Consider the following 24,178-nt stretch of genomic DNA (forward strand, 5'->3'; position numbering starts at 1 on the left):
CTGCGTCCTGGCCTACGCGAGCCGGATCACGTTCCAGGACAGCGGCTCCAGTACGGCGGTGAGGGTGCCGTCCGCCAGGGTGGTGCCCTCGGCCGGGTGCGGGGCGACCCTCTCGGGCGCGTCGAGCGTGTTGCGGGCGTCGGGGTCGGCGTCCGCGAGCACGCTGTGCTCGACGACCGAGGTCAGGTCGAGGCCGCTGAGGGCGATGTCGAGGGGCAGTGCCCGCGTGCGGTCGCGGTTGACGGCGAAGACGGTGACCGTACCGTCCTCGGCGCGGACGGCGGTGGCGTGCAGCAGGTCCGTCTCGCCGTACTTCTGCGTCCCGTACGTCGGTGAGTCCACGCGGACGTCCAGGACCTGCCCGCGCCCGTACCGCGCGGCCTGCGCGAACGGGAAGAACGTCGTCTGCCGCCAGGCCGGGCCGCCCGGCTCGGTCATGATCGGGGCGATGACGTTGACCAGCTGGGCGAGGCAGGCGACGGTGACGCGGTCGGCGTGCCGGAGCAGGGCGATGAGCAGCGAGCCGAAGACGACGGCGTCCGTGACGCTGTAGTTGTCCTCCAGCAGGCGCGGGGCCTCGGGCCAGTCGTCCTGCTCGAACGTCTTCGCGCGCGCCTCCCACTCGGGCAGGTACCAGACGTTCCACTCGTCGAAGGAGAGGTTGATCTTCTTCTTCGACTTGAGCTTCGCGCCCACGTGGTCGGCGGTCGCGACGACGTTCTCGATGAAGGACTCCATGTCGACGGCGGAGGCCAGGAAGGAGTCGATGTCGCCGTTCTCGGGCCAGTAGTAGGCGTGCAGGGAGATGTAGTCGACGAGGTCGTACGTCTCCGTGAGGACCGTCGCCTCCCACTCGGCGAACGTCGGCATGGACTGGCTGGAGGAGCCGCAGGCGACGAGTTCGATCTTCGGGTCGAGCTGGCGCATGGCGCGGGCCGTCTCGGCGGCGACGCGGCCGTACTCCTCGGCGGTCTTGTGGCCGGTCTGCCAGGGGCCGTCCATCTCGTTGCCCAGGCACCAGAGCCTGATGCCGAAGGGGTCCTTGTCGCCGTGCGCGGCACGGAGGGCTGACAGGGCGGTGCCCTCGGCGTGGTTGGCGTACTCCTGCAGTTCGAGCGCCTCGGCCACGCCCCGGGTGCCGAGGTTGACGGCCATCATGGGCTCGGCCTGCGGGCCGATCTTCCTGAGGAACGCGATGTACTCGGCCAGGCCGAAGCGGTTGGTCTCGGTGGAGTGCCAGGCCAGGTCCAGCCGGCGGGGGCGGTCCTCGACCGGGCCCACCGAGTCCTCCCACTTGTAGCCGGAGACGAAGTTGCCGCCGGGGTAGCGGATGGCGGTGACGCCGAGTTCACGGACGAGGTCGAGGACGTCCGTGCGGATGCCGTCGGCGTCGGCCGAGGGGTGTCCCGGCTCGTAGATGCCCGTGTAGACGCAGCGGCCGAGGTGTTCGACGAAGGATCCGAAGAGACGGGGGTCGACCTCGCCGACGGTGAAGGCGGGATCGAGGGTGAAGCGGGCGGTGCGGTTGCTCATGGGGGCCTTTCGCCGAACGGACCTGCTCAGGTCTGTTCGGAATGTCGAATATCGCTCGTAACCTCGAACGGACCGTAAAATCGAAGCGCCCTCACGTCAATGGGTACGACAGCATCTGGCGGCGTTCGCTTTCGATCGTTCCCGGTTGAACCACGGTCGCGCGAGCCCATGACGCGGACACATCCGAACGCGTAATCTCGGACAAGCCGCCGTCCGGCGGTGCGAAGGGGGAGCGATGGACATCGCGGGCGCACTCCGGCGCTTTCGGCCCGGTTCGGCGATGCGCGGCCTCGCCGCCGACCTCGCCCGCGCGGTCCGCGACCGCCCCGACGCCCCTTCCGGGGTACGCGAGTTGTGCCGGGCGCTGTGCGAGGAGATGAGCGCGCGGCGGGGCGGGCGCCCCGTCGAGCTGCGCTTCGAACGCTTCCCCGACGAGATAGAAGTCACCGGTCTGTGGGTGGAGTTCCAGGACTTCGACCTGGTCATCGTGGAGGAGCGGGCCGAAGCAGTGCAGCAACTGGTCATCCTGGGCCATGAGTTGTGGCATCTGCACGCCGGCCACCGGCACCACCACCGGGTGGGGGCGGCGGCGGCCCGCGCCCTGGCCGACGCCCCGGGCTGGCGCGACCTCGCTCTCACGGTCGCGGCCCGCAACGGCTCCCGGCAGGCCGACGAGGCCGAGGCCGACGACTTCGGGCACCGGCTGGCGACCCTGTTCCGGCCGTACGTCTCCGGCGACGGCCCGGGCGCCCCGCTCGACCCCGTCCAGCGCACCCTGGGCTACCGAGGGCGCGGAGGAACGGCCCGGTGACCCTGCCCTCGCTGGCCCCCTCCCGACTCCTGGGGGAGCTGTACATCTCCTTCTGGATCCCCACCGCCGTGCTCACCGCCGCCCTGGCGATCAAACTGCCCACCATCATCCGGCTGTGGCGGGACCCGCTGCTGCGCGCGGTCGGCGGACTGCTGCTGCTCGCCTGCGCGGTGTTCGTCTTCTGCACCCCGTCGACGATCGCCCGGGTCAACCGGCTGGCCGGCGTGCCCAACATCTCGGCACCCTGGTGCTACTCGCTCATCACCGCGTTCTGCGGCTCCTGCCTGCTGCTGATCATCGCCTGGCGCAACGGGCTGTCCGACCGCTCGGCGGAGACCCGGCGCGCGATGCGCTGGGTCATCTCCGTCTACTCGGGGGTGATCGTCGCGCTCTGGGTGCTGTTCGCGCTCGCCGACGCGCCCGTGGAACGGCTGCGGGACCTGGACACGTACTACGCCGACACCCCGTTCATGCGCGAGGAGATCGTCCTCTACCTCGTCGCGCACTCCGTGGCCTGCCTGATCACATCCCGGCTGATCTGGAACTGGGCGCACACCGACGGCCTCGACGCCAGACTGCGCTGGGGGCTGAAGTCGCTCGGCGCCGGCTATGTGCTGAACCTGGTCTTCGGCTGGTCCAAGCTGGTCGCCGTCGCCGCCCGCTGGACCGGTCACGACCTGGACTGGCTGAGCACCAACTTCGCCCCGCTGGTGGCCTCGCTGTCCGCCATCCTGACCGCCGTCGGCTTCATCCTGCCGCACGCCGGCCAGTACCTGCACGACCGCTGGCGGGTCCGGCTCGCCCACCGCGAGCTGCGGCCGCTGTACCACCTGATGCGGACCGTGAGCGGCGAGGGCGTGCCGTTGACGCTGCGCGCCACGCCCGAACTGCGGCTGACCCGCCGGGAGACGTTCATCCGGGACGCGCTGCTGCCGCTGGCCCGGCGCGTCGACACCTGCCTGGGCAGACGGTCGTACGACGCCGCGCTCGCCCTCGGCCACCCGCCGGACGAGGCCCGGGCACTGGCCGCCGCGGTGGTCGTCCTGGACGCCGTCGAGGCCCGCGGCCGCACACCGGAACCGTCGGAGCCGGCCGACTTCCCCGACACGACGATCCTGCTCCAGGAGATCGGGGCCGTCTCCCGGGCCCTCCGGCACCCCGACACCCTCGACGCGGTCCGCACGCGAGCCACGGCCCCGGCAGCGAGCGTGCACGCACACGAGTGACCGCTCGCCAGCACCGTCGTCCTCGGGCGACGAGCGGCAGCGGCGACCCCGCTAGCCCGCGAACGCCGGCTGTGCCAGCCCCTTCCCCGCTCCCGGCACCACCAGCACCGACCCCGACAACGGATCCGGCGCCGCCAGCCCCGTCCGGGCGGTCGTGATGTACAGGTCGGTCAGGTCGGCCCCGCCGAAGGCGCAGGCGGTCGTACGGGGGGCCGGCACCGAGATCACCCGGTCCAGCTCACCGCCCGGCGTGTACCGGCGTACCGCCCCGCCGTCCCACAGCGCCACCCACACGCACCCGTCGGCATCCACCGTCAGCCCGTCGGGGAAACCGGCGCCCTCCTCGATCTCCGCGAGCGGACGCCGCCCGGACACCCGCTCCCCGTCGAAGTCGAAGACGTCGATCCGCCGCGTGGGGGTGTCGATGTAGTACAGGAGGCCGCCGTCCGGGCTCCACCCCGTGCCGTTGCTCACGGTCACGTCCGGCAGCACGGTCGTCACGGCACCGTCCGCCGCGAACCGGGCCAGCGTGCCGCCGCCCGTGGCCTCGTCGTAGCGCATGGTGCCCGCCCACAGGGACCCGTCGGGCGCGACCGCCGCGTCGTTGGCACGCCGGCCGGGGACCGGTTCGTGGTGCAGCCAGCCGAAGGCGCCGTCGGGGTCGAGCAGGCCCACGCCGTCCCGGAGGTTGAGGACCAGGCCGCCGCCCGCCCGGGGCTTGACCGCGCCCACGTGCTGGGGCGTCGTACGGACCGTGCGCCGGCCCGACGAGGGGTCGTAGGTGTGCACCCGGGACTGGAGGATGTCGATCCAGAGCAGCCGGCCGGTGGCCGCGTCCCAGGTCGGTCCTTCACCGAGCTCCGCCTCGGCCCGTATCGCGACCTCGTACGCCGTCATGCCACGCTCCGGTGCCCGAGCCGCTCCGACAGCTCCGCCGCGCCCTTCGCCGCGAGCTGCTCCAGCTCGTCCCGGCGGTCCTCGCTCCAGCGGATCATGGGCACGGAGATGGACAGGGCGGCCACCACCTGCCCGGTGCGGTCGCGCACCGGCGCGGCGACACAGGACACGTCCGGGTTGGACTCGCGGTTCTCCACCGCGATCCCCCGCTGCCGGATCTCGGCGAGGGCCTCGCGCAGGGCGACCGGATCGGTGATGCTGTTGGGGGTCATCCCGGCCAGCTCGGTGCCGTCCGGGATCCGCGCGCCCAGCTCCGGCTCGGGCAGCGAGGCCAGCAGCATCTTGCCGACCGAGGTGCAGTGGGCGGGCAGCCGGCGCCCGGCCGCCGACACCATGCGCACCGCGTGCGTGGAGTCGACCTTGGCGATGTAGATGACGTCGGTGGCCTCGAGGATCGCCACGTGTACGGTCTCGTCGCAGGTCTCGGCGACCGAGCGGGCCACCTGCTGGCCCTCGGCGGCGAGGTCGAGCTGCTCGGCGTAGCGGCTGCCGAGCTGGTACGGGCGTACACCGAGCCGGTAGCGTCCGGGCTGACCGGTCACGGGAACGATGTACTGCCGGGCGGCGAGCGTGGTGACCAGCTCGTGCACGGTGGTGCGCGGCAGCTGCAGCTTGCGCACTATGTCGGGGGCGGAGAGCGTCCCGTCCCCGTCGAGAAAGAGCTCGAGAATGTCGAGAGCCCGGGTCACGGCAGGTACGAGGCGTCCCATGTCCGGCCCCCTCCCTTGGGTCTCAGCGTCTGCGTTCGAGATTTCAACAGACGATCGGCATGACGAACACAGGCTAGTCATCCACGGTTTCCTGGGCAATGGGCGAGAACGGTACGGGCACCATGGATCCCATGGATCTCGACTTCCAGCTGGTGCTGCTGCGCCGCATGGCCGACCACAATCCGGACCTGGTCGAAGCCGCCCGCCACGAACTGGGCGTCTCGGTCGCCGATATGCGGGAGACCAACAAGCGCTGGCAGGCGATGGTCCGCTCCCCCCGGTCCCGCTCCGCGGCCTCCCGATACCGCTCCGTCCTCGGCCCCCCGCAGTCCGAGGGCAAGCGCACCGTCGGCGACCTGGAGTGCCGGGTCTGGCAGTGGCCGCTCCCCCTCTGGCCCGGCCTGCGCTTCGAGGTGATGGTCTCGCCCGAGGGCGCAGTCTGGAACGAGTGGCTGGTGCGCGCCCCCGGAGCCGAGGCCCCCGCCCTGCGGACCGTCGAGGACCTCACCCCCTGGTCCTGCACGGTCGACGAGGCGGCCCGCGCCTTCGCCCCCGCCCGCCCCCTGGAGGGGACCGCCCCCACCCGCTGGGGGTTGGCCTTCACGGCCCCCGACGCAAGCGGCGTCCCCAGGGAGGTGGTCGCCGAGTTCACCTGGGGGCTGCTGCAGCGGACGGCGGTCGCCGGCGCGGACCGCTGAGCGGGAGCCGCGTGCGGGTCAGGCGTCGAACGCCGTCGCCCTGGCCTGCTTCTCCCAGCCGGTGACGTCCTCGCGGACCTGCTCCAGGTGGGCCAGGACGGTACTCACCGCGTCCTCCCCGAGCGGCAGCCGCAGCGGGGTGGGCTCGGCCTCCAGCGCGGCCAGGACGACGGCCGCCGCCTTGGCCGGGTCGCCGGGCCGGGTGGCGTCGGCGGCGGCGAAGAAGCCGCGGATCTCGCTCGCCTTCGCGTACACCCCGCTGTCCGCGCTGACCCCGACCCGCCCGGTCTCGAAGATCGAGGTCCGGAACACCCCCGGCTCCACGATCAGCACCTTGATGCCGAACTCCCGCACCTCGTCGGCGAGCGCCTCGGACATGCCCTCCAGCGCGAACTTGGTCCCGCAGTACGCCCCGCCCCCCGCGAAGGCCACCTTTCCGCCCATGCTGCTCATCTGCACGATCGCGCCCGAGCGCCGCTCCCGCATGTGCGGCAGCGCCGCCCGCACCAGGGCCGCCGGGCCGAAGACGTGCAGGTCGAACAGGTCACGCAGCTCCCGGTCGGTGGTCTCCTCGACGGCCCCGACATGGGCGCGGCCCGCGTTGTTGACCAGTACGTCGATCCGCCCGTGCCGCGCCACGACGTCCCGTACGGCCGTCTCGGCCGCGGCCACGTCGGTCACGTCCAGGCGCAGCGCCTCCACCCGGCCCGGATGAGCCGCGACCAGGTCGTCCATCGCCTCCGGGCGCCGCACCGCGCCGACCACCACGTCACCGGCGCCGGCCGCCGCCTCGGCGATCGCCCGCCCGAGGCCGCTGTTCGCCCCGGTCACCAGCCACACCCTGTTCACGGCGGCTCCTCGTGCGTCCTGCCTTTCGCGTCCTGCCTCTCGACACCATGGACGCGCATGCCCGGGACCCGCGCCACCTGGCTCGCCCGGGCGGAGGACGCGGTCGCCGGCTACCCCTGCACGGAGTCCGCGCCGGCCGCCGCCAGGATCGCCTCCGTCACGCGGGGCAGCGATCCGGGGTGCAGGAACAGGAACAGGTTCGGCTCGACGAGCTCCAGCTCCATCACCCGGGGCTTCCCGTCCGCCCCGTCGGCCAGGTCCACGCGCGCGTACAGCAACTCCGGCGCGTCCGGTACGGAGGCCAGCGCCCGCTCGGCGACGGAGAGTTCGGCCGGGGTCGGGGTCCACGGCTCCAGGTCGGGGTGGGCCACCTTGTCCGCGTCGTAGGCCGTGCCGGCCGCCAGCACCGCCCGCTTGCGGCTGGCGTGCAGCAGCCGGCCGCCGAAGAACTGGAGCGCCCGCTCGCCGCTGACGTCGATGTGGGTCAGGTACGGCTGCACCATCGCGGTCAGCCCCTCCGCGTGCATCCGGGCGAGCTGCCGCAGGGCCGTCTCCCGTTCGGCGGGCGTGTACCGGGCGGCGAACCGGGCGCCCGCGCCGAAGGTGGGCTTCACGACGAAGTCGTGGTCGGCGGGAAGGCTGTCCGCGGTGACCGCGTCGCCGGGTGCGAGGTAACGGGTGGGGACCACGGGCACGCCGGCCGCCGCGAGGTCGCCGAGGTAGCGCTTGTCGGTGTTCCAGCGCACGACGGGGACCGGATTGGCCAGGCGGGTCACCTTGGCGCACCGCTCGGCCCAGGCCGTGAACTCCTCGGCCCGCCAGCTGTAGTCCCAGGTCGACCGTATGACGACCAGGTCGAAGCCGCCCCAGTCCGTGTCGGGGTCGTCCCAGGGGGCGGCCACCGCGTCGGCCCCGGCCGCGCGCAGGGCCCGCACCAGCCCCGGCAGATCACGGTCCTTGCTGGGCTCCGCTCCGGGGTCGTAGGTGGCGAGTGCGATGCGGGACACGGCGGGCTCCTTCGGGGCGGAGGGGGACAGCGGCCCCCGCAGGCTAACAATCTCCGCCGCGACCGAAACAGGCCGTTGACCTTCCCCTTCGGGTAAGCCCCAGCATCGGTGGCGGGAACCGGAGGACCCGGAGGACTTCGAGGTGCACATGGAGATGCTGACGATCGGCGCCTTCGCCAGGGCGTCCCGGCTGTCGCCCAAGGCGCTGCGGCTGTACGACGAGCTGGAGCTGCTGCGGCCCGCCCGGGTCGACCCCGGCACCGGCTACCGCTACTACGCGGCCGAACAGCTCCAGCGGGCCCGGCTCGTGGCCTGGCTGCGGCGGCTGGGGATGCCGCTGGCCGGGATCCGCGAGGTGTGCGCCCTGCCTCCGGAAGAGGCCGCGCGGGAGATCCGGGCCTACTGGGCCCGGGTCGAGGCGGAGACGGCGGTACGGCGGGACCTCGCCGCGTTCCTGGTCGACCACCTGTCGGTCGGCCTGTCGAAGACGGAACCGAGGAAGGACACAACCATGCTCGAACTGCGCTACAGCGCCCGCACGGACACCGGTCACGTCCGGCCCGCCAACCAGGACACCGTGTACGCGGGCCGGCGGCTGCTCGCGGTGGCCGACGGCTACGGCCCGGCGGGCGGGCCGGCGAGCGGCGCGGCCGTGGACGCGCTGAAGTCCCTGGAGGGCGCGGACCTGTCGGCGGGCGGGGTGCTGAACCTGCTGGAGGACGCCGTGCAGGGCGCGAACCAGGCGCTCCAGGACCTGGCGGCGGGCAGCTCCCCGGGCGCGGCCGAGGAGGTCGGCACCACCCTGACCGCGCTGCTGTGGACGGGCTCCCGGCTGGCCCTGGTGCACATCGGCGACTCCCGCGCCTACCTGCTGCGGGACGGGGAGCTGTTCCGCATCACCCACGACCACAGCGTGGTGCAGTCCCTGATCGACGAGGGCCGGCTGACCCCGGCGGAGGCCGCCAGCCACCCGCAGCGCGCCCTCCTCGCGAAGTCCCTGAACGGCGGCGCGTCCCCGGCCACCCCGGATCTCCGGCTGCACGACGTCCGGCCCGGCGACCGCTACCTGCTGTGCTCCGACGGCCTGTCCGGTGTCGTACCGGACGACGGGATACGGCGCCTGCTGACCGACGGCCCGGACCCGGAGCGCGCCGCGCACGCCCTGATCGACGCGGCGAACGCCGCCGGCGGCCCGGACAACGTGAGCTGCGTGGTGGCCGACGTGGTGGAGGCGGAGGCGGGAAGCCTGGTGTAGGACGCGAGGGGCCTGGTGTAGGAAGGGGGTGTTGGTGCCGAAAGCCCCCGACGCTTAAGGAGTGTCCCGCGTGTCCTCCCTCTTTCCGGCCCTGGTGGGCGGTCCGGGCGAGCGTGTCGCCCTGCGGTTCGGCGACCGGGCGTTGACGTACGGGGCACTGGGTGCCGCGGCGGGGGCCGTGGCCGAGCGGGTCCGGGACGCGGGCCGCCGGGTCGCGGTCTGGGCGACGCCGGAACTGGAGACGGCGGTCGGGGTGGTGGGCGCGCTGCTCGCCGGGGTGGCCGCGGTGCCGCTGAACCCGAAGTCGGGTGAGAAGGAGCTCGCGCACATCCTCTCCGACAGCGCGCCCGCGCTCGTACTGGCCGCGCCGGGCGCCGAACTCCCGGCCGCCGTCGCCGCCTTGGAACGGGTGGACATCGACGTGCACGGCAGCGCGGCCGTCCCCGAGGACCGTACGCCCGAGGGCGACCCGGCGCTGATCGTGTACACCTCCGGCACCACCGGCCCGCCCAAGGGCGCGGTCATCCCCCGCCGGGCGATCGCCACGACCCTGGACGCGCTGGCCGACGCCTGGCAGTGGACCGGGGACGACGTGCTGGTGCACGGGCTGCCGCTGTTCCATGTGCACGGGCTGGTGCTGGGCATCCTGGGCCCGCTCAGGCGCGGCGGCTCGGTACGGCACCTGGGGCGGTTCGGCACCGAGGGCGTGACCCGGGAGCTGAACGAGGGCGCGACCATGCTGTTCGGGGTGCCGACGATGTACCACCGCATCGCCGAGGCCCTCCCGGCCGACCCGGAGCTGGCCAAGGCGCTCGGCCGGGCCCGGCTGCTGGTGTCGGGCTCGGCCGCGCTGCCGGTGCACGACCACGAGCGGATCGCGGCGGCGACCGGGCGGCGGGTGATCGAGCGCTACGGCATGACCGAGACCCTGATGAACACCAGCGTGCGGGCCGACGGCGAGCCGCGCGCCGGGACGGTCGGCGTGCCGCTGCCGGGCGTGGAGCTGCGGCTGGTGGAGGAGGACGGTACGGAGGTGGGCGCGTACGACGGGGAGACCGTCGGCGAGATCCAGGTGCGCGGCCCGAACCTGTTCACCGGGTACCTGAACCGGCCCGACGCCACCGCCGCCGCCTTCACCGCCGACGGCTGGTTCCGCACCGGGGACGTCGCGGTGCGCGAGCCCGACGGGTACGTGCGGATCGTCGGCCGCAAGGCCACCGACCTGATCAAGAGCGGCGGTTACAAGATCGGCGCGGGCGAGATCGAGAACGCCCTGCTGGAGCATCCCGGGGTACGCGAGGCGGCGGTCACCGGGGAGCCGGACCCCGACCTGGGCGAGCGGATCGTGGCGTGGATCGTACCGGCGGACCCGCGACAGCCGCCGTCCACGGAGGAGTTGGCCGATCACGTGGCCCGCCGCCTGGCTCCGCACAAGCGTCCCCGGGTGGTCCGCCATCTGGACGCGCTGCCCCGCAACGACATGGGGAAGATCATGAAGCGGGCGCTGGGCGATGTCTGAACGCCTGTCGGCACGGGCGGTGCTCGACCTGGTCACCGACGAGGGCACCTTCACCGAACTCCCGTATCCGATACCCCCGATACGGGGGTCCGAGCCGGACGGCCCCCTCTCCTGGCAGGGGTACGACGCCTCGCGCGCCCGCGCCGCCGCACGCACCGGCGAGCGGGAGTCCGTGGTGTGCGGCACCGGGAGCGTCGAGGGCGCCCGGGCCGTGCTGATCGCGTTCGAGTTCGGCTTTCTCGGCGGCTCGCTCGGCGTACGCACCGGCGACCGGCTGGAGGCGGCGTACACCCACGCCCGCGAGCACCGGCTCCCGGTCGTACCGCTGGTCGCGACGGGTGGCAGCCGGATGCAGGAAGGCATGCTCGCCCTCACCCAACTCCAGCGCGTGGCCCGCCAGTCCGTGCTCACCCGCGAGGCGGGCCTGCCGCAGATCGCCGTGCTGCGGGACCCGACCACCGGCGGCGGCTGGGCCACCCTCGGCGCCGGCGCCGACGTGATCCTCGCCCTCCCCGGCGCCCAGATCGGCTTCGCCGGCTCCCGCGTCCGCCCACCCGACACCGACCCGACCGCATACACGGCCGAGGCCCAGGTGGCGGCGGGAGCCGCGGACGCGGTGGTGCCTCCGGCGGAGCTGCGGGGGGTACTGGGCCTGTGGCTGCGGCTGCTGACCGGCGGACCGGCGACGCGGAGGACGCAGCCCGGGCCGCCCGGACAGCCCGGGGGCTCCGGCGCACCAGGCGCTTCCGGTGGACCCGGCTCTTCCGGTGCCCACGGCGCGCCGGATGCTCCCCACGTCCAGGGCACGCCCAGCGCCGCACGTACGCCCGACTCCCCCGGTATCGCGGGGACTTCCGGCGTATCCGCGGCGGGAGCCGAGGGTGAACCCCGTGCCACGCGACCGCCGGCCCCGGCCATACCGGCCCACGCCGAGCCGGTCCCCGAGACCGCGCCCCCGCCTCCCCCCGCCCACGCGCAGCCGGCCTCCGTCCCCTCCGCGCTCGGCATCACGGGTCTCCCCCGCACGGGCTGGGCCGCCGTGCAGCGGGCCCGCTCTCCCGAGCGGCCCCGTGCCCAGGCCTATCTGGACGCCCACTTCACGCGCCGGGCCGCCCTCTCCGGCGACCGCTGCGGCGGGGCCGACCCGGACGGCATGCTGTGCGGCTTCGGGGAGCGGGACGGCCGGACCGTCGCCTACGCCGCCCAGACCGGCACGGCCACCCGCCCCGCCGGATACCGCACGGCCGCCCGGCTGGTGCGGCTGGCGGACCGGCTGGGCATCCCGGTGCTGACGCTGGTGGACACACCGGGCGCGGCGAACGACGCCGAGGCCGAGCGGCAGGGCGCGGGCGCGGCGATCGCGGACCTGTTCGGCGCGGTGGCCGCCGCCCGGGTCCCGGTCACCACCCTGGTCGTCGGCGAGGGCGGCTCGGGCGGTGCGCTCGCGCTGGCCGCGCCCGGCAACACCTGGGCCACCCCGGACAGTTACTTCTCCGTCATCGCCCCGGAGCTGGCGGCCGCGATCCTCAAGCGCCCGCCGGAGGAGGTGGAGGCGACCGCCGAGCAGTTGCGCATCCGGCCGCAGGACCTGCTGGAGCTGGGGGTGATCCGGGGCATCGTGGATCACCCCTGAACCGGGGACGCCGCCGGGCTCCTTCCGCCACAATGGAGTTGACGTGGGATCAGCGCACCGGGGGGGGGCGAGCGACGCCATGAACAGGCTGGTGGAGTTCAGGACCGAGGACGGCGCCGTCGTCGTCGTGGAGACCGCGGAGGCGGCGACCGGGTCCCGGCTCGTGTCCCGCGGTGAGGGACCGGCCGCGCAGACCGCCCGCACCTTCGAGAGTGCCCTGGACGGTGTGCGCGCGGCGGCCCAGTCCGCGCTGCGGGTCTTCCGGGACGGCGCGCTGCGGCCCGACTCCGTGGAACTGGAGTTCGGCGTGAAGCTGAGCGCGGAGGCCGGGGCGGTGATCGCCAAGGGCGCGGCGGAGGCGCAGCTGGTGGTCCGGCTGAGCTGGACGCCGGGCCAGGAAGCACAGGGATCGGCGGAGCCCACCGACCGGTCATGAGCCCGGGCCGCCGGGCACGCCCGGCGGCCCGGTCCCGCCGACACGCCGGGCGGACGCCCACAACCCCCCGTTCGGCCGCACCCCCACCCGGCCCCCTCCAAAAGGCGCCCGCCCCCCGTGCCCGCGCAGGATGCACTGAGGAAGCCCGCGCGCTCGGAAGGATCTGCCGTGATCGTCAGTCTGGAGCAGTTGCGCCGCTGCCATTTCGCCGTGGACATGGGAGCGGCCCGCACCCGTGTGTACGTCAAGGGCCCGGGGCTCGTCGTGGACGAGCCGTCCGTGGCCGCCGTGAACACCCGTAGCGGCTCCCTGATCGCGGTGGGCGAGTTCGCGGAGCAGATGACGGGGCGGACGCCGGACTACATCCGGGTGGTACGGCCCGTGTCCGGCGGTACGGTCGTCGACGTCGAGATGGCCCAGCGCATGCTGCGCCATCTGCTCGGCGACAAGATGCGCCGCAGTCTGCGCCGCAGGCCCCGGTTGCGGGCGGCGGCCTGCACCCCGCACGACGCCGATCCGCTGGCCCAGCGGGCGACGATCGAGACGCTGGTCGGGCTGGGTGCGCGGCGCGTGGAGCTGGTGGACACGCTGATCGCCGCGGCCGTGGGGTGCGGGCTGCCGGTGGAGCGGCCCGAGGCGACCATGGTCATGGTGTGCGGGGCCGCGGCGACGCAGGTGGCCGTGCTGTCCCTGGGGTCGATCGTCACGGCCCAGCGGATCCCGGTGGGCGGTGAGGCCGTCGACCACGCGATCGTGCAGCACCTGCGGCACGCGCACGCGCTGATGCTGCCCAGCCAGTCCGTACGGCCGCTGCAGCTCGCCCTGTCCGGCAGCGGCCTGACCGAGCGCGGCCCGGCGTCCACCGAGATCCACGGGCGGGACGTGGTCACGGGCCTCGCCCGCAGTGTGCGGGTGGACACCGCCGCCGTGCGCAACGCCATCCAGACGCCGCTGACCGCCGTGCTCGACGGCATCGGCAAGGTGCTGCGGGACTGCCCGCCCGACCTGGTCGCCGACCTGGGCGACCGCGGGATCATGATGGTCGGCGGCTCCGCGCTGCTCCCCGGCTTCGACCGGATGCTGATCGAGGCGACCGGCATGCCGGTGCACATCGCCGAGCGGCCCGACATGTGCGCCATCCAGGGCATCGGCGCCATGCTGGAGGGCAGCATCGAGCCGCTGGTGCTGGATCCGCTGGCCGCCTGAGAGTGCCGCCGGGATGCCGCCGAGGAGGTCGCCGGGCGTGCCGCCTACCGCGTCAGGTAGCAGCGGATCGTGGTGCCGTCCGCCCCGGTGTGCAGCCGTACCAGGTCGGCCACCAGGTTGACCAGCAGCAGGCCGCGGCCGCCGCGCTGATCGCGGCTCGCGGGCCGGCGGCCGGCCAGCGGGTCGGTCAGCCGGCCCTTGTCGCGTACCTCGCAGACGACGTACGCGTCCTCGGCCCAGACCCGCAGCCGGCCCGAACCGCCGCCGTGCACCACGCTGTTGGTGGTCAGCTCGGCCGTGATCAGCGCCAGGTCCTCCAGGCGTACGCCGGTGAGACCGAGCCGGGCGCCCTCGGCGGTGGCGGTGTGCCGGGCCTCGGAGAGGGTCTCCTCGCGGAAGTCGAAGGACAGTCCGTCGGGGGCGTTCGGCAGCGGCTCGTTGTAGCGGGCGACGACGGCGTCGGGGGCGTACGTGTCGCTGTCCCGGCCGCCGGTGGCGCCGGCCGTGATGACGGTCGGGTGGGTGGCGTACGCGTCCGCGAGGACCTGTTCGTCGAGGCGCACGGTGTCGTACGGGCACAGGATGGTGACCGCGCGGTCCTGGAACGCCGCGTTGATCAGCGCCTCGTGCTGGACGCAGGCGGGGTACTCGGTGGCGCTGCGGCCCGCCCAGATCGGCTCGCCGATGATCCGGACCCGCCGCCCGGGCGGCTGGCTGTCGGCGAAGGCGCGCAGCACGCCGGGGATGATGCGGCCGGGGTTGCGCCCGGCCTCGCGCATGTCCAGGAACCGCACGGACGCGGCGTCGGCGCCCAGTTCGTCCTGGATGAGCCGCAGGTTCTCGCCGGGGACGGCCACCGCGACCGGTTCGCCGCCGGCGAGCCCGTCCCGGATGAAGGGGACCGTGCCCGCGAGGTACTGCCGCTCGTCCGCGTAGAACAGCGCGGGGTGCACGAAGGGTTCGGCCACGGCGGTCATGACTTCGACACCTCGATCGTCCGGAGGCCGGGCCAGAACAGTTCCAGGAGGCGCGGCAGGGCGGGCGGCGGCCGGTCGACGACGATCCGGCGGCCGTCGCGGAGCCGCTGGGCGGCGCCCGCGAGCGCGTCGACACCCGCGACGTCCACGAACGTCACCGCGGAAAGTTCCAAGTAGTACACGTCCTCGTCCTCGCGAACAGCCTGCTCCAGTGCGCGTTCCCAGATCCCGCGCGTGGTCAGGCTGACCTCGCCCACCGCCTGTACGCCGATCCGTCCGGACAGTGGACGGACCCGCAGCTGCGGCACCTGTGCGGGCGGCGCGGGTCTGCCGGGCGGGCCGTGTCGCGCGGGCTCGGGGATGCTCACGCCGTCTCCTCGGTGCTCAGGACCACGAGTTCCCAGTATGCGCCGTCGCCACCGCCCCGATCCCCCGCACCGCTGGAAATCGCCGGTTCCACCCGCATCTTCTCTTTCTTCACTCCGCACCAGGTGTACCCCGGACCCACTGGGGGCACGCGCACTCTGAGTTGCGCCTTGGCATGGCGCACACGCGGTGCATCCGCGTGACCACTGTCCGGGACGAACTAGGGCGGAGACATGAGCACAGCGGCACGCGCGCCTCTTTCCCGGCGGCCGGCCACACTGGTCATCGATTCCCGTACGGAGACGGGCGGGGCAGCACTGCTGACTCCCCGCGGGGAACTCGTGCACGGCTGCGCCGACATCCTCGCCACGGCGCTGGCGGCCTTGCCGACGGGTGTCGACGGGGTGGAGCTGGACATGTCTGCGGTGGATTTCATGGACACGGCCGGGCTGGAGTTCCTGGAGGTCCTGAACGGGTACGGCCGGCGCCACGGCGTCCCGGTCTCGGCCACCGCCTGGAACGGCCAGCCGCGCCGGATCCTGGAACTGGCGGGACTGGACACCTCGGAGGCTCCCGGTTCCTCGGCGGTGTCGCGGGAGCGTGCGGAGCGGATGCACCTCCTGGAGGAGGAGATAGGCCAGTTGCGCCGGGCGATCGCGTCCCGTCCGCTGATCGACCAGGCCCGGGGCGTTCTCATGGCCACCCACGCCTGCACGTCCGACCAGGCGTGGGACATCCTGCGGGAGACCTCCCAGCTGTCCAACACCAAGCTGCACACGGTGGCGGAGGCGGTGACGGCCAGCACCACGGCCGACGGCCCGCCGTTCCCGGAGGGCCTGCGCGGGGCCCTGCGCGCGGCGCTCACCCACCACCTCGCCGACCGGTGATCACTGGCTGGTGAGCAGCTGCGGTGACAGGGTCTTGATCATGGAGTCGGCCCAGCGGATCTGCCTGAGGGTCCGGGGGTGGCAGGCGGCGACGAGTCCGAGGAGACGGGTGTCCTTGGTGGCCTGTGCGGCCTGGGCGAGCATCTCCCAGTAGAGGGAGTTGCCGGAGGCGGTCAGGCAGAGGTCGTGCAGGTCGTGCAGGAGCAGCAGTCCGGTCTCGGGGCGGCGCGTGAGGGTGTCGGCGGCCACTTCGCGGAGGGTGGCCATGATGCCGTACGCCGGCTGGCCGGGTGTGTTCGACATGTCCAGGCCGTAGTGGTGGCCGGTCTCGGCGATCCGGGCCCGGTGCTGGTGGGACCAGTCGGCGAGGTCGATCGCGACGTGGTGGAACTCGTGCTCGGTGTGGTGCCGTTCGGCGGCGGCCAGCAGGTCCTTCTCCAGCTTGCGCTCGCCGTGGTGCAGGGCGCGCAGGGTGAGGGTGATGCCGTTCATGGCCGGTCCTCCCGCCGGTCCCCGGTGTGGGTGGCGTGTGCCTGGGGTCCGCCCTCGGTCGGCGGGACGCCGTCCGGGTGGGCCGGTGCGGAGGCGGTGGTGGTGGGGGCGGGTGCGGGTGTGCCGTCGCCGTGCGCGAACAGGCGGACGCGGGCGGCGGCGGTCTTGAACAGCGGCTGCTTGGAGACCGGGTCCCAGTCGGTGACCGTGGTCTCGTTGGCGGCCCGGCCGGTGACGCGGTCCGGCGGCCGGTGCCCCGCCGGGGTGTCCCAGTAGCCGTAGTGGAAGGGCAGGAACACCGTGCCGTCGCGGATGGCGGTGACGCGCAGCCGGGCGCGGACCGCGCCGCGGGGAGTGGTGACCTCGACCAGGTCGCCTTCCGCGAGCCCTCGGGCGGCGGCTTCCGCGGTGGACAGTTCGGCCCACATCTCGGGTGCGGCGGTGTTGAGTTGGGGGACGCGGCCGGTCTTGGTGCGGGTGTGGAAGTGGTAGAGCGTGCGTCCGGTGGTGAGCTGGAGCGGGTAGTCGTGCGTGACGACCTCGTGCGGGGGGAGGTACTCGGCGGCCTTGAGGACCGCCTTGCCGTCGGGGTTGAGGTCGCGGTACTCCGCCGGTTCGGCGGGGGCTCCGGTGACCAGGTCCTTGCCGTAGCTCTCGCAGTGGTCCGGGTGGGCCCAGGTGATGCCGTCGGTGTAGAGGCGTTCGGTGCCGTCGGGGGCGGCGGGGGTGCAGGGCCACTGGATGCCGGACGCGCCGCGCAGGCGGTCGTAGCTCAGGCCGGTGTAGTCGCAGGGCCGTCCGGCACTGCACCGCTGCCAGGCCTCGAACGCCGACTGAGGGTCCTTCCAGGTGATCAGCGGGCCGCCGTCCTGGTCGCGAAAGCCCATCCTGGCGGCGTAGTCGAGGAGGATGTCGAGGTCGGGGCGGGCCTCGCCGGGCGGTTCGACCGCCTTCTCCGTCAGGTGCACGGTGCGGTCGGTGCTGGTGAAGGTGCCGGTCTTCTCCCCCCAGGTGGCGGCGGGCAGCACGACGTCGGCGAGCTGGGCCGTCTCCGTGAGGTACAGGTCCTGAACGACGGTGAACAGACGCTCCTGTTCGAGGACGGACCGGATGCGGGACAGGGTGGGGAGGGACACGGCCGGGTTGGTACCGGTGATCCACAGCATGCGCACGGAGCCCTGCTCGGCGTAGCGGAAGATCTGCATGGCGTGGGTGGGCGGGGCGTAGTGCGGGACGGACTCGGGTGTGACGTTCCACAGCCGGGCGAGTTCGGCGACGTGCTCGTCGTTCTGCCAGTTCCTGAAGCCCGGCAGGTCTCCGCCGGCGCCGCACTCGCGGGTGTTCTGGGCGGTGGGCTGCCCGTTCATCTGGAGCAGCCCGGCGCCGGGGCGGCCCAGCATGCCGCGGATCAGGTGCAGGTTGTTGACCTGGACGGCCGCGGCGGTGGCCTGGTGGGACTGGTAGACGCCCTGGAGCACGGTGGACAGCAGCCGCTCGGCACCGCCGAGGATCTCGGCGGCCTCCTCGATCGCCGTGGCGGGTACGTCGCAGATCCGTGCGGCCCACCCCGGGGTGCAGTCCCGCAGGCGGGCGGCGAGCTCCTCGTATCCGACGGTGTGGGCCCGTACGAACTCGTGGTCGATCCGGTCGGTCCGGATGATCTCGTGCAGCAGGGCGTTGAGCAGGGCGACGTTCGTGCCGGGCCGGGGCGCGAGGTGCACGGTGGCGCGGCGGGCCACGGGTGTGGGCCGTGGGTCCACGCAGACCAGCCGGGGCGGCTCGGGCCCGTCCAGCCGGTCCAGCATCCGCATCCACAGCACGGCCTGTGATTCGGCGGCGTTGTGCCCGAAGAGGGCGAGGACGTCGGCGTGGTCCACGTCCGTGTAGGACCCGGGCTGCCCGTCGCAGCCGAACGTCTCCTTCAGCGCCTCGGCGGCGGTCGCGGTGCACAGCCGGGTGTTGCCGTCCAGGTGCTGGGTACCGATGCCCGCCCGGGCGATGACGGCGAGGGTGTAGTACTCCTCCAGGAACAGCTGCCCGGTGGTGTAGAAGCCGATGGACCCGGGTCCGCGCCCGTCGAGCAGTTCCTTGCTGCGGCTCACCACCCGCCCCATGGCATGGTCCCAGTCGCTCTCCACCAGCCGCCCGCCCTCCCGCACCAGCGGCCGGGTGAGCCGGTCCGGGGAGGCGCCCGCCTGCCACCCGAACAGGTCCACGGGCCCGAGCCGCCCCTTGTTGACCCGGTCCACGGCCCGCCCCCGCACCCCGACGATCCGCCCGCCGCGCACCGCGATGTCCATGGCGTCCCCACCGGAGTGCAGCAGCGAGGCGGCCTGCACCCACCGCTCCACATCGTCCTCGCCGACCCCGGCGGCCAGGTGCGTGTCGGTGCGCACCGGCCAGCCCGCGCCCGGCCCGTACGGCGTACGCACACCCCAGGGCTCGGCGATCCGGTCCACGGACCCGTCCATCGCGCACCTCCGGAGCCTCCTGCGGGCGACCCCCGAGTACCCGGCTGATCGCCGGTGTCAACAGCTGGTCTTGTCCGGAGACAGTAATTCATCAAAAGTAGAAAAACATAATTATTCGATCATTCCACCCAAGTCGCGCTGATGCGCGCATAACCTTGCGATAACTCGGATCTCGCGATCCAAGGCCGATTCTGGGGGGAATCATGATCAGAAAACTCGCACTCGCGTGCGGCCTGGCCGCGCTGCTGGCTGCTTCCGGAACCGGGCCCGCCCAGGCGGCCAGTCACCCGATCTTCACCTGGAGGAGTGCGAAGAACGGGCGCTGCGTAGACGCGGACCTCAACACGATCGGCACCAACGGCACCAAGGTTCAACTGTGGGACTGCAACAACAGCGCGCAACAGAACTGGGTTCTGTACGGCGACGGGACCATTCGCAGCTCCAAGAACGGGAAATGCCTCGACGCGGACCTCAACACGATCGGCGCGAACGGCACCAAGGTTCAACTGTGGGACTGCAACAATCAGTTGCAGCAGAAGTGGACCATCACCGGGGGAACCACAAGCGCGACGCACCAGGTCGTCAGCCGGTACAGCAACCGCTGTGTCGACGCGGATCTCAACACGATCGGCACCAACGGCACCAAGGTGCAGCTATGGGACTGCAACAACCAACCGCAGCAGAGCTGGTCGACGCTCTACTACTGACGAGTCGCGCCTGGGTGCGGCGAGCCGCACCGCCGCCTCGCGCTGAGCGTGTCACCAGGGGACGACGCCGTCGTCCTCGAAGAACGAACCGGTCGGGCCGCCGTCGGGCAGCGTGGCGAGCCGGATCGCCGTGACTGCGCCCTGCTCCGGAGTGCGGGACCCGTGGAAGCCGGTGAAGTCGGTCGCGACCAGGCCCGGGCAGGCGGCGTTGACCAGGATGTTCGTTCCGGCGAACTGCCGGGCGTACTGCACGGTGACGGCGTTGAGGAACGACTTCGACGGCGCGTAGGCCGCCATGACGGGGCCGATCTCGATGTCCGGGTCCGCCTGCCGGGTGAGGGAGCCGACGGAACTGGAGACGTTGACGATGCGGGGCGACGTCGAGCGCCGCAGCAGCGGCAGCACCGCGTTGGTCACCCGGATGACACCGATGACGTTGGTCTCCACAACCGTGCGCACCACGTCGAGGTCGAGCGCGGTCGGATCCTGCTCCCACCCCGGACCCATTTCTCCTGAGATGCCGGCGTTGTTGACCAGGACATCCAGGCGCCCGGCCCGCCGTTCGATCAGCTGCGCGGCATCGGTGGCGCTCCGGTCGCTGGTCACGTCCAGCGGCACCCCGAACGCGTCCACCCCGGCGGCGCGCAACTTCTCGACGGCCGACTCGCGCCGGGCCTCGTCGCGGGCCCCCACGGCCACGCGGTACCCGAGGGCGCCCAGCCCGGTCGCGATCTCGTACCCGATTCCCTTGTTCGCGCCGGTCACCAGCGCGGTCCTCGTTTCGCTCATGCCGTTGATGTTCGCCCGCGGCGGAGCGGTGCAGCCAACACCGATACGGTGCTCTGTCATACCCGGCGGGTATCACCGACGTACGCTGTGGCTGTGGACACCTTGGAGACCCGCGAGCTGAGGTACTTCCTGGCCGTCGCGGAGGAACTGCACTTCGGCCGCGCCGCCGAACGCCTCGGCATGGCCCAGCCACCGCTGTCCCGGGCGATCCAGCAGCTCGAGCGGCGCCTCGGTGTCTCGCTGCTGACACGTAACCGCCGCGGCGTCCTGCTGACCGGCGCCGGAGAGGTACTGCTGCACGAGGGCCGCGCAGCCCTCGACGCGACCATCTCAGCCGCCCGCCGCACCCGTCGCGCCGGTGGGGCCGACAGCCCGGGCGGCCCCCGCAGCCGCCTGGTGCTGGCGGTGAAGGCCGCCGCGGCCCACGAGCTGCTGCAGAAGCTCCTCGGCTCCTACGCGGCCGAGCCCGACGCCGCCGAGATCGAGGTGCTGCCGAGCGGCATGTGCGAGCAGGAGGAGATGCTGCGCGACGGCCGCGCCGATGTGGCGCTCATGCACACGCCGTTCAACTCCCTCGCCGGGTTCGACAGCGAGGAACTGATGACCGAGGGGCAGATCGCCGTCCTGCCCGCCGGGCACCCCCTCGCCGCGCACAAAGCTCTGTCCCTGGCCGACGTCAGCGACGTCCCCGGTCTTCCGCCCGCCCGCTGGCCCCGCCACGGCACCTACCCACCCGGCCCGGGCCCGGAAGTCCACGACCAGACGCAACTGGCCCAACTGATCGCTCTCGGACGCACCATGGCCGTCATGCCCGACTCCGCCCGCGCCTGGCTGTGGGCCGAGCACGCAGCCGTCCCCCTGACCGACGCGCCCCCCGTGGTCACCCACATCGCCTGGCCCGCGCACAGCCGCTCGCTCGCCCTCGCCGGGCTGATCCGCACGGCCACACGGCTGTGACCATCAGCACCCCGACCCGAGAAGGCCTCCAGCTCGCGCGTGGCGGATACGTTCCGGCGTGTCGCTCCCCGCGTCCGGCCCCCGGAAAGCGCAAAGTCGGCGCAGGTGAAAACGTTCCTGCGCCGACTCGCGGTGGTGGGGCGGGTGGGACTCGAACCCACGGCCGGCGGATTATGAGTCCGCTGCTCTAACCGGCTGAGCTACCGCCCCATAGCGGCGTGTCGCGTACATGTGTGCGCGCCGTCTGCCGCAGCATAGCCGCTCATACGATCTCCTGCCTCGGAGGGGCGGCTTCCTGCGGCCCTTCATGACCTTGAGGACTCGGGCACGGGCGCGGCGGTTCCCCCGGACATGAAAAAGGACCCCTGAGGGGTCCTCGTTCAGCATGCTCCCCCGACTGGACTCGAACCAGTAACCTGCCGGTTAACAGCCGGCTGCTCTGCCAATTGAGCTACGGAGGACCGAGCTCCCCCGACTGGACTCGAACCAGTAACCTGCCGGTTAACAGCCGGCTGCTCTGCCAATTGAGCTACGGAGGAATGCCTCGTTGCATCGAACGTACCGGCCTGGGTATTCGCCAGGAGGCGCCCGCTCGCTGCGACACATACATTAGCGCAAGCAGGGGGGTGCTCCGCCAATCGGTACTCCCCGGCGCCGTCGCCGCACGAGAGAGCTACGCATGGGAAGGGTGGTCGTATGCGCTACCGGCTGACGTTCGTCGTCGGACTCGCCCTGGGTTACGTCCTGGGCACGAGGGCCGGACGCGAACGCTACGAGACGCTGAAGAAGTCCGCTCGGCAGATCGCCCAGAACCCCGCCGTCCGCAACACCGCCGAGACCGCCGCCCAGCAAGGCCGCCAGTTCGCGGGCAAGGCCCTGCACTCGGTCAGCGACAAGGTCGGCGACCGCGTCCCGGAGTCGGTGGCCCAACGAGTCCGCTCCCTGCGCCACCACAACGGCCACACCGCCACCCCGGAAGACGACTGGGGCACCAGCGACACCTAGCGGTTTCTCCTGGCCGCCGCCCCGAGCGCCGGGCGCGGCGACCGTCAACCCCACGGCGAGAACCCGCCCACGGCCAAAGCAGGCGCAGCGCTACGGCAAAATTGAAGGCATGGGGATAGTCGCCGGGTTGGACAGCTCGCCCGATTTCACTCGCATCGTGGTCTGCGACACGGACACGGGCGCTGTGCTGCGCCAGGGATACGCGCCGCATCCGCTCGACATGCCGGAAGGCGGGCCGCGGACCAGCGACGTGGACCCGCAGGCCTGGCTGCTCTCCCTCGGGGAGGCGGCGGGCGGCGGGCTGCTCGAAGGCGTGCAGGCCATCGGCGTGTCGGCCCAGCAGAACGCGCTGGTCCCCCTGGACGCGCAGGGCGCCACCGTGCGCCCGGCGATGGTCGGCGGCGACAAGCGGGCGCAGGTCGCGGCGGCCGATCTGATCGACGCGCTGGGCGGACGCGAGGCGTGGGCGCAGGCGGTGGGGTGCGTTCCGCAGGCCGCGCAGCCCGTCACCAAGCTGCGCTGGCTCGCCAAGAGCGAGCCGGAGAACGCGCGTCGGACCGCCGTCCTGCTCCAGGCCCACGACTGGCTGGTGTGGCAGCTGCTCGGGCGGCCGGTGCGCCGGACCACCGACCGCGGCGGGGCCTCAGGCACCGGGTACTGGTCCGCGGCCACCGGCGGCTACCGGCCGGATCTGGTCGAGTTGGCGCTCGGTCACCAGGCGATGCTGCCGGAGGTGATCGGCCCGTCCGACGCGGCCGGTACGACGCCGGAGGGGCTGCTGATCTCCGCCGGGACCGGCGAGACGATGGCCGCCGCCTTCGGTCTCGGGCTGGGCCTCGGGGACGCCGTGGTGTCCCTGGGGGCTTCGGGGTCGGTGATGGCCGTCCACCCGGAGGCGCTCGTCGACCAGAGCGGGATGATCACCTCGCTCGCCGACGCCACCGGCATGCACCTGCCGGTCGTGACCACCCTGAACGCGGTACGGACGCTGCGCGGAACCGCCGAACTCCTCGGCGTGCCGGACCTGGAGAGCCTGTCCGATCTGGCGATGAAGTCCACGCCGGGGTCCCACGGCCTGGTGCTGCTGCCCTATCTGGAGGGCGAGCGGACGCCCAGCCTCCCGCACACCGCCGGCACGCTGGCCGGGCTGCGGCGCGAGTCGATGAAGCCCGAGCATCTGGCGCGGGCCGCGTTCGAGGGCATGCTGTGCGGGCTCGCGGACGCGCTCGACGTACTGCGCGGCCGGGGCGTGGACGTACGGCGGATCTTCCTGCTCGGCGGGGCCGCCGAACTGCCCGCCGTGCAGGCCGCCGCGCCCTCGTTGTTCGGCGCGCAGGTCGTCGTACCGCAGCCCGCCGACTACGCGGCGATCGGTGCCGCCCGGCAGGCCGCGTGGGCGCTCGGCGTGTCGCAGGGCACCCTCGACCCGCGCACCCCGCCGGCCTGGCAGGGCGCGGCGGCGCAAGTGCTGGACCCGGGTGAGGAACTGGCGGTGGGGCAGGCCGTACGACAGCAGTTCGTGTCGGTACGGGAACAGACCCACCCCGGGGCATTTCGCCCATAAGGGTGACAACGCGCCACATTTTCAGGGTCGCTTGAGGACCGCTGTTGGCTTAATCGGTTGAGGTAACGCGGGTGGAGTGTTCGACGATGGGGGCCAAGGGCAACCGAACGCCCCCTTCGCCGA

The 24,178-nt window shown here is 72.8% G+C and carries 23 protein-coding genes and 3 tRNA genes; 13 read left to right on the forward strand and 13 right to left on the reverse strand.

What is annotated here, in order from left to right:
• Positions 1 to 12 precede the first annotated feature (12 nt).
• On the reverse strand, positions 13 to 1,533 hold the full coding sequence (locus tag ACH45E_RS14100) for an alpha-N-arabinofuranosidase (RefSeq protein WP_361438089.1): 1,521 nt from the start codon (positions 1,531 to 1,533) through the stop codon (positions 13 to 15).
• Positions 1,534 to 1,768: 235 nt separating this feature from the next.
• On the opposite strand from ACH45E_RS14100, the gene ACH45E_RS14105 reads away from it, so the two are divergent.
• A complete protein-coding gene (locus tag ACH45E_RS14105) occupies positions 1,769 to 2,344 on the forward strand; it encodes a toxin-antitoxin system, toxin component family protein (protein WP_361438091.1) in 576 nt (191 codons plus the stop codon).
• Positions 2,341 to 3,570, forward strand: a complete 1,230-nt coding sequence (locus ACH45E_RS14110) for an MAB_1171c family putative transporter (RefSeq protein WP_361438093.1) — start codon at positions 2,341 to 2,343, stop codon at positions 3,568 to 3,570. Before ACH45E_RS14105 ends, ACH45E_RS14110 begins: the two co-directional genes overlap by 4 nt.
• A 51-nt stretch (positions 3,571 to 3,621) precedes the next feature.
• Here the strand turns inward: ACH45E_RS14110 and ACH45E_RS14115 are convergent, their stop codons facing one another.
• Together ACH45E_RS14115 and ACH45E_RS14120 are read right to left on the reverse strand one after the other, a co-directional pair.
• The gene (locus ACH45E_RS14115; protein WP_361438095.1) at positions 3,622 to 4,467 is read right to left on the reverse strand and encodes an SMP-30/gluconolactonase/LRE family protein; all 846 of its coding nucleotides are present in this window, start codon (positions 4,465 to 4,467) and stop codon (positions 3,622 to 3,624) included.
• Positions 4,464 to 5,237 (reverse strand): IclR family transcriptional regulator, encoded by a 774-nt coding sequence (locus ACH45E_RS14120; protein ID WP_361438097.1) that lies wholly within the window; start codon positions 5,235 to 5,237, stop codon positions 4,464 to 4,466. Before ACH45E_RS14120 ends, ACH45E_RS14115 begins: the two co-directional genes overlap by 4 nt.
• A 131-nt stretch (positions 5,238 to 5,368) precedes the next feature.
• On the opposite strand from ACH45E_RS14120, the gene ACH45E_RS14125 reads away from it, so the two are divergent.
• Positions 5,369 to 5,935 carry a hypothetical protein gene (locus ACH45E_RS14125; RefSeq protein WP_361438098.1) on the forward strand — a complete coding sequence of 189 codons (567 nt, stop codon included), beginning with the start codon at positions 5,369 to 5,371 and terminating at the stop codon, positions 5,933 to 5,935.
• Between the two features lie 18 nt (positions 5,936 to 5,953).
• On the opposite strand, the gene ACH45E_RS14130 is transcribed toward ACH45E_RS14125, so the two are convergent.
• Positions 5,954 to 6,784: an SDR family NAD(P)-dependent oxidoreductase gene (locus tag ACH45E_RS14130; RefSeq protein WP_361438100.1), complete on the reverse strand. Its 831-nt coding sequence runs from the start codon at positions 6,782 to 6,784 to the stop codon at positions 5,954 to 5,956.
• Between the two features lie 110 nt (positions 6,785 to 6,894).
• A complete protein-coding gene (locus ACH45E_RS14135) occupies positions 6,895 to 7,791 on the reverse strand; it encodes a hypothetical protein (protein WP_361438102.1) in 897 nt (298 codons plus the stop codon).
• Positions 7,792 to 7,939: 148 nt separating this feature from the next.
• Here ACH45E_RS14135 and ACH45E_RS14140 point away from each other — a divergent pair, with 148 nt between their 5' ends.
• The 5 genes from ACH45E_RS14140 (at position 7,940) to ACH45E_RS14160 (ending at position 13,840) form a co-directional block, all read left to right on the forward strand.
• A complete protein-coding gene (locus ACH45E_RS14140) occupies positions 7,940 to 9,046 on the forward strand; it encodes a MerR family transcriptional regulator (protein WP_361438104.1) in 1,107 nt (368 codons plus the stop codon).
• A 70-nt stretch (positions 9,047 to 9,116) separates the two neighbouring features.
• The gene (locus tag ACH45E_RS14145; protein ID WP_361438106.1) at positions 9,117 to 10,565 is read left to right on the forward strand and encodes an acyl-CoA synthetase; all 1,449 of its coding nucleotides are present in this window, start codon (positions 9,117 to 9,119) and stop codon (positions 10,563 to 10,565) included.
• Entirely contained in the window at positions 10,558 to 12,198 is a 1,641-nt protein-coding gene (locus tag ACH45E_RS14150) for a carboxyl transferase domain-containing protein (protein ID WP_361438108.1), read from the forward strand. The genes ACH45E_RS14145 and ACH45E_RS14150 overlap by 8 nt, the downstream gene beginning before the upstream one ends.
• A 79-nt stretch (positions 12,199 to 12,277) precedes the next feature.
• Positions 12,278 to 12,634: a CU044_2847 family protein gene (locus tag ACH45E_RS14155; RefSeq protein ID WP_361438110.1), complete on the forward strand. Its 357-nt coding sequence runs from the start codon at positions 12,278 to 12,280 to the stop codon at positions 12,632 to 12,634.
• 168 nt (positions 12,635 to 12,802) lie between these two features.
• Positions 12,803 to 13,840: a rod shape-determining protein gene (locus ACH45E_RS14160; RefSeq protein WP_361438112.1), complete on the forward strand. Its 1,038-nt coding sequence runs from the start codon at positions 12,803 to 12,805 to the stop codon at positions 13,838 to 13,840.
• Between the two features lie 44 nt (positions 13,841 to 13,884).
• On the opposite strand, the gene ACH45E_RS14165 is transcribed toward ACH45E_RS14160, so the two are convergent.
• The gene (locus ACH45E_RS14165) at positions 13,885 to 14,817 is read right to left on the reverse strand and encodes an anti-sigma factor RsbA family regulatory protein (RefSeq protein ID WP_361438114.1); all 933 of its coding nucleotides are present in this window, start codon (positions 14,815 to 14,817) and stop codon (positions 13,885 to 13,887) included.
• Complete coding sequence (locus ACH45E_RS14170; protein ID WP_399040698.1) at positions 14,814 to 15,179, reverse strand: STAS domain-containing protein; 366 nt, start codon at positions 15,177 to 15,179, stop codon at positions 14,814 to 14,816. Before ACH45E_RS14170 ends, ACH45E_RS14165 begins: the two co-directional genes overlap by 4 nt.
• Positions 15,180 to 15,416: 237 nt before the next feature.
• Between ACH45E_RS14170 and ACH45E_RS14175 the strand changes: the two genes are divergently transcribed.
• Complete coding sequence (locus ACH45E_RS14175) at positions 15,417 to 16,070, forward strand: ANTAR domain-containing protein (RefSeq protein WP_361438116.1); 654 nt, start codon at positions 15,417 to 15,419, stop codon at positions 16,068 to 16,070.
• Here ACH45E_RS14175 and ACH45E_RS14180 read toward each other — a convergent pair whose 3' ends face one another.
• Both ACH45E_RS14180 and ACH45E_RS14185 read right to left on the reverse strand, forming a co-directional pair.
• Positions 16,071 to 16,562: a hypothetical protein gene (locus ACH45E_RS14180; protein ID WP_361438118.1), complete on the reverse strand. Its 492-nt coding sequence runs from the start codon at positions 16,560 to 16,562 to the stop codon at positions 16,071 to 16,073. It abuts the gene before it with no gap.
• Positions 16,559 to 19,033: a nitrate reductase gene (locus tag ACH45E_RS14185; RefSeq protein ID WP_361438119.1), complete on the reverse strand. Its 2,475-nt coding sequence runs from the start codon at positions 19,031 to 19,033 to the stop codon at positions 16,559 to 16,561. The genes ACH45E_RS14180 and ACH45E_RS14185 overlap by 4 nt, the downstream gene beginning before the upstream one ends.
• A 203-nt stretch (positions 19,034 to 19,236) precedes the next feature.
• Here ACH45E_RS14185 and ACH45E_RS14190 point away from each other — a divergent pair, with 203 nt between their 5' ends.
• Positions 19,237 to 19,740, forward strand: coding sequence for an RICIN domain-containing protein (locus tag ACH45E_RS14190; RefSeq protein ID WP_361438121.1), 504 nt, complete (start codon positions 19,237 to 19,239; stop codon positions 19,738 to 19,740).
• Between the two features lie 51 nt (positions 19,741 to 19,791).
• On the opposite strand, the gene ACH45E_RS14195 is transcribed toward ACH45E_RS14190, so the two are convergent.
• Entirely contained in the window at positions 19,792 to 20,529 is a 738-nt protein-coding gene (locus tag ACH45E_RS14195) for an SDR family oxidoreductase (RefSeq protein WP_361438123.1), read from the reverse strand.
• A gap of 93 nt (positions 20,530 to 20,622) precedes the next feature.
• Here ACH45E_RS14195 and ACH45E_RS14200 point away from each other — a divergent pair, with 93 nt between their 5' ends.
• Positions 20,623 to 21,486, forward strand: coding sequence for a LysR family transcriptional regulator (locus ACH45E_RS14200; protein ID WP_361438125.1), 864 nt, complete (start codon positions 20,623 to 20,625; stop codon positions 21,484 to 21,486).
• Between the two features lie 133 nt (positions 21,487 to 21,619).
• On the opposite strand, the gene ACH45E_RS14205 is transcribed toward ACH45E_RS14200, so the two are convergent.
• From ACH45E_RS14205 to ACH45E_RS14215, 3 genes are all read right to left on the reverse strand, one after another.
• A tRNA-Ile gene (locus ACH45E_RS14205) sits at positions 21,620 to 21,696 on the reverse strand.
• A 178-nt stretch (positions 21,697 to 21,874) separates the two neighbouring features.
• Positions 21,875 to 21,947, reverse strand: a tRNA-Asn gene (locus tag ACH45E_RS14210).
• A gap of 5 nt (positions 21,948 to 21,952) precedes the next feature.
• Positions 21,953 to 22,025 (reverse strand) — tRNA-Asn (locus ACH45E_RS14215).
• Positions 22,026 to 22,182: 157 nt separating this feature from the next.
• Between ACH45E_RS14215 and ACH45E_RS14220 the strand changes: the two genes are divergently transcribed.
• Both ACH45E_RS14220 and ACH45E_RS14225 read left to right on the forward strand, forming a co-directional pair.
• On the forward strand, positions 22,183 to 22,491 hold the full coding sequence (locus ACH45E_RS14220; protein WP_361438127.1) for a YtxH domain-containing protein: 309 nt from the start codon (positions 22,183 to 22,185) through the stop codon (positions 22,489 to 22,491).
• Between the two features lie 109 nt (positions 22,492 to 22,600).
• Positions 22,601 to 24,055: an FGGY family carbohydrate kinase gene (locus ACH45E_RS14225; protein ID WP_361438129.1), complete on the forward strand. Its 1,455-nt coding sequence runs from the start codon at positions 22,601 to 22,603 to the stop codon at positions 24,053 to 24,055.
• Positions 24,056 to 24,178: the final 123 nt, after the last annotated feature.

Source organism: Streptomyces sp. NPDC020299 (assembly GCF_044387825.1).
In the GTDB taxonomy this organism is placed as follows: Bacteria; Actinomycetota; Actinomycetes; order Streptomycetales; family Streptomycetaceae; genus Streptomyces.

Excerpts from the sequence above, each read along its gene's own strand:
- ACH45E_RS14220 (WP_361438127.1), top strand. The coding sequence starts at position 22,183 with ATGCGCTACCGGCTGACGTTCGTCGTCGGACTCGCCCTGGGTTACGTC.
- ACH45E_RS14225 (WP_361438129.1), top strand. The coding sequence starts at position 22,601 with ATGGGGATAGTCGCCGGGTTGGACAGCTCGCCCGATTTCACTCGCATC.
- ACH45E_RS14125 (WP_361438098.1), top strand. The coding sequence starts at position 5,369 with ATGGATCTCGACTTCCAGCTGGTGCTGCTGCGCCGCATGGCCGACCAC.
- ACH45E_RS14180 (WP_361438118.1), bottom strand. The coding sequence starts at position 16,562 with ATGAACGGCATCACCCTCACCCTGCGCGCCCTGCACCACGGCGAGCGC.
- ACH45E_RS14105 (WP_361438091.1), top strand. The coding sequence starts at position 1,769 with ATGGACATCGCGGGCGCACTCCGGCGCTTTCGGCCCGGTTCGGCGATG.
- ACH45E_RS14120 (WP_361438097.1), bottom strand. The coding sequence starts at position 5,237 with ATGGGACGCCTCGTACCTGCCGTGACCCGGGCTCTCGACATTCTCGAG.
- ACH45E_RS14195 (WP_361438123.1), bottom strand. The coding sequence starts at position 20,529 with ATGAGCGAAACGAGGACCGCGCTGGTGACCGGCGCGAACAAGGGAATC.
- ACH45E_RS14165 (WP_361438114.1), bottom strand. The coding sequence starts at position 14,817 with ATGACCGCCGTGGCCGAACCCTTCGTGCACCCCGCGCTGTTCTACGCG.
- ACH45E_RS14185 (WP_361438119.1), bottom strand. The coding sequence starts at position 19,033 with ATGGACGGGTCCGTGGACCGGATCGCCGAGCCCTGGGGTGTGCGTACG.
- ACH45E_RS14150 (WP_361438108.1), top strand. The coding sequence starts at position 10,558 with ATGTCTGAACGCCTGTCGGCACGGGCGGTGCTCGACCTGGTCACCGAC.
- ACH45E_RS14140 (WP_361438104.1), top strand. The coding sequence starts at position 7,940 with ATGGAGATGCTGACGATCGGCGCCTTCGCCAGGGCGTCCCGGCTGTCG.
- ACH45E_RS14175 (WP_361438116.1), top strand. The coding sequence starts at position 15,417 with ATGAGCACAGCGGCACGCGCGCCTCTTTCCCGGCGGCCGGCCACACTG.
- ACH45E_RS14190 (WP_361438121.1), top strand. The coding sequence starts at position 19,237 with ATGATCAGAAAACTCGCACTCGCGTGCGGCCTGGCCGCGCTGCTGGCT.
- ACH45E_RS14100 (WP_361438089.1), bottom strand. The coding sequence starts at position 1,533 with ATGAGCAACCGCACCGCCCGCTTCACCCTCGATCCCGCCTTCACCGTC.
- ACH45E_RS14155 (WP_361438110.1), top strand. The coding sequence starts at position 12,278 with ATGAACAGGCTGGTGGAGTTCAGGACCGAGGACGGCGCCGTCGTCGTC.
- ACH45E_RS14115 (WP_361438095.1), bottom strand. The coding sequence starts at position 4,467 with ATGACGGCGTACGAGGTCGCGATACGGGCCGAGGCGGAGCTCGGTGAA.